Here is a 3,494-nt window from a genome sequence, read left to right on the forward strand (position 1 = left end):
CAACCTTCTCGCCGCTTGCCGACTCAACGTACGCGAAATCGCCACCGGTAAAGACAGCGCCACCCACCTCGGTGATAGCCTCAACCTGGGTGTTCATCTCGCCGTTCTTACCGGTACCGGTATCAGCGCTGGTACGCCACTTCCACTTCTCAGAGTAGCTATTGGGTAGTGCGCGGCGGTTACTTGCAGCAGCACCCTGCGGGCCATAAGCATGCAGACCCTTAGCCGCCAAATCGTTCTGAGTCACCTTCGGACGCAAGAACATCTGAGTAAACACCAGGGGAGTGGTCGAATCATTCGCCGGGCGGTAAATATACGCCGAAGGTCGGTTCATCAGGTAGGTCTCAGCCCACCATGTAATCCGGGCGTTTCGACCGTAGGTGAAGCCCAATTTGTAGCCCTGCGATGCCTTCTCTTCGAAGTTCAGAGAACGGAAATCATCAGAATCATGGGTGAAGATGTTGCCAGCCACCTGACCACGGTTGGCATAGTCATAACGGTTACTGTACTGCCAGGTGTTCTTGACCGAAATATTTGACCAGAACATCTTCGAACGCAAAGTCCAAGTCCATTCGGTACTGGAATCACGGTGAGCCTTAAAATCCTGCCAGGTAGTGCCCTCAACGTTCATTGCGCGATGGAAACGCACGCCGTCCGGCAAATCCTGCGGACGGGTACCGTTCAGTAGCGCATTCACGGTCACGCCGGAGAGCTGCACCGCATCAAAACCGGTCGGGTTCTTATACAGCTGATCAGCACTACCACGACCGTAGTAGTTCTCAGTCCAGCTCTCACGACCGCGGCCAATCATAACCCAGCCGCCACCATCAGTTTCCTGATCGCAATAGAACTGCTCGGGAGCACTCATCGCGGGGGTGTACAGCCAGTACGCGCCGCTCTTGCCACGCGGATTATTCTGCTTAGCCTCCCAGCAGCTCGCCGCAGCGCGCTCGCTCGACGAACCGTCATAATAGCGTGCGTCAGCAGCCTGAGCGCCCGAAGCAATCGGACCCAAAGACGCCGCAACCATCGCAAAAGAAGCAGCCGCCGCACCCAAAGCGCGGGACCCAGAACGAGAGCCTACGCGAGAGCCCTCAGAAGCGGAGGAAGCAACGCCCTGCGAACGCCCTCCACGCGTGAACGGAAGAAAATTCATTTGTCTCTCCTAGAGACCTCAACCGGTACACAACAGAAAAATGCAATTCACACAGCAACACCCACCCAACACAGGGCACAGCATAGTAACCATGCATCGGGGAGGGAAGAAGCATTATGAACTGCACTAACAGAGAGTCTGCTGCCGGAATCAGTGAGTGTGGTTATCGGAAATTGAATGAATACGCCCCGAAACCTCACGCACGAAGCCAACAATGGCAACGCACCCGTAAGAAGCGGAACGCTAAAAACCTGTGAAGTTTCCCCGTCGTACCAACAGTGAAGAAACACCACAGACTAAAGATTCAGTCCATCATCGGAAGGACGGAAGCAACCCATCCGACGCAATGAATCCCAACCCATCATAGCCGCCACGGAGGCGTAGCGATAGCAAACTGGGCAACTCGGACCAAACCAAAATTCTAGGGGGTATACACCCCGGGTGTGCCGCCGCCTGATCCGAACCCCGCAAACCCTGCAGAGCCCACATCAGGCGGCGACTCAAAGAAACTAGATCAACAACCTGACCTAAGCCTGAGCAGCTCCCGTAGAAGCCGAGAAATTCTCAGACGCATCGATGGAACGCACGTAGTAGCGAGCGCCATCGGTGTGCTCAACCTCGTAGCTGGTACCCGAGACCGTAGCAATCACACGGTCATCACGCAGCACCTGGTAGCGAGCACCGCTCTCACGAACGCCAGACCAGGACAGCTTATCCACTGAACCATCACGCTGAACCGACAGGTTCGACGGAGTCGAGGGGGCGGTCACATCGCGAGGAGCAAAGCGAGCAAAACCGACAGTGCGCTGCTCACCATTAGCACCCAGCGAACGGTTAATGTCGCCACCAACCCACAGGTTGCCGCGTGAATCCACGAAGGACTCCCACACGCCGTAGCCGCTAGCGCCCTTCAGAACCGGGCTGAACTCGCCGATAACCTCGCCGCTGTCCTTATCGAACGCTGCGACCAGGCGCATACGGTGAACCGCCTTCGATTCCTTCCAATAGGTGTGGTAACCGGTAGAGCCCTCAAAGAGCACGTCGCCGCAGTGGCACGCACCGTAAATGGTGTTACCGCTCAGGTGCAGATCCTGCCAGTCGCCACCGTACTTAGAAATCGACGACGAAATACGGCCGTAGCCATTCTTCGAGTAGTTCGCAATCAGATGGTCAGCACCGCCAGTCCACACGGTCGAGCCAGCATCCTGAACATCGAACTGGAACGCGTACACAATACGGTCAGTAATGTTCAGCTTCAATGACGGCTCCCACTCCCACTTAATGTTCGAAGCGTTAGAACCATTCAAAGCAGCCAGACGGAACGCACGCTGGTTATTCAGCTCAGTGAAGTAACCGGCAGCGTGAACAGTGGAATTATCGGACGCAGCGGTAATACCGTTGACCGTGCCGTTGAAGTTCGGGCGCCAGTTCCAATCCACCGCACCGTTCGAGAGCTTAATACGAGCCGCACCGCGTGCATACGCGTAAGCAGAAGAAGTATTGCCCTTAACGTGGGTGAAGTTACCGCCAATGTAGAGGTAACCGTCCTGAACCAGTAGGGTCTTCACCTGGGCGGCATCGCCATTGCGGCGCTGAACCTGAACATCCCACGTGCGATCAATCTGACCGGTGGTCGCGTCCAGAATGACAAAGTGGTTAACCTTCTCGCCATTCACCTCGGTGAACTCGCCACCAACCGCCAGGCGATTATTCGGCAGAGCCTCAAGAGCCTTAATCTGGCCGTTGAAGGTCGGGCGGAAGGAACGAACCAGCTCGCCCGAATCCACGTTGTAGCCAGCCAGGTACGACTGGTCCACGCGCTCGCCGCCAGCCGACTCCACATACTTGAAGTCGCCACCGGTGAAGACGGTGTCGCCCACCTGAGTAATAGCCTGAACGTAGGTGTTCATCTCGTTCTTCTTGCCGGTGCCAGTCTGCTCACTGGTGCGCCAGCGAACGGGCATCGTGTAGCTATTGGGCAGAGCACGACGGTTGCTGGCGGCAGAGCCAGAACCAATCTGCGAGAAGTTCAAGTCACGCTGAGTCAGCTTCGGGCGCAGGAACACCTGGGTGAAGGGGATAGAGTAACCAGCGGAACCGCGCTTGTGGTAAATGTACGAATCCGAATTCTCATTACCGAAGTTCACCAGAGAACCGTACGCAAAACCAATCTGGTAGCCCTGGTTCGGGTTCGCAAAGAAACGAACAGAGCTGGTGGTAATACCCGGAGCCATCTCCGAAGGGGAACCACCCATACGAGCGGTGCGGTTGATGCCGGCACCGGTGAACTTCACGGTGCCCCAACGCTGACCGTAGCTCATCGCCCAGGTCCACTGCT

Annotated in this window: 2 protein-coding genes; both read right to left on the reverse strand. The window is 56.4% G+C overall.

The features are described 5' to 3' along the window. Positions 1-1,156, reverse strand: a 1,156-nt coding sequence (locus Q0216_RS04645; RefSeq protein WP_298593304.1) for a fibrinogen-like YCDxxxxGGGW domain-containing protein, incomplete at its 3' end; no start/stop codon positions are given. Positions 1,157-1,683: 527 nt separating this feature from the next. Next, positions 1,684-3,494 (reverse strand): fibrinogen (locus tag Q0216_RS04650; protein WP_298593306.1); only part of this gene is annotated, 1,811 nt, incomplete at its 5' end.

This window comes from uncultured Rothia sp. (assembly GCF_937976295.1).
Classification (GTDB): Bacteria; Actinomycetota; Actinomycetes; order Actinomycetales; family Micrococcaceae; genus Rothia.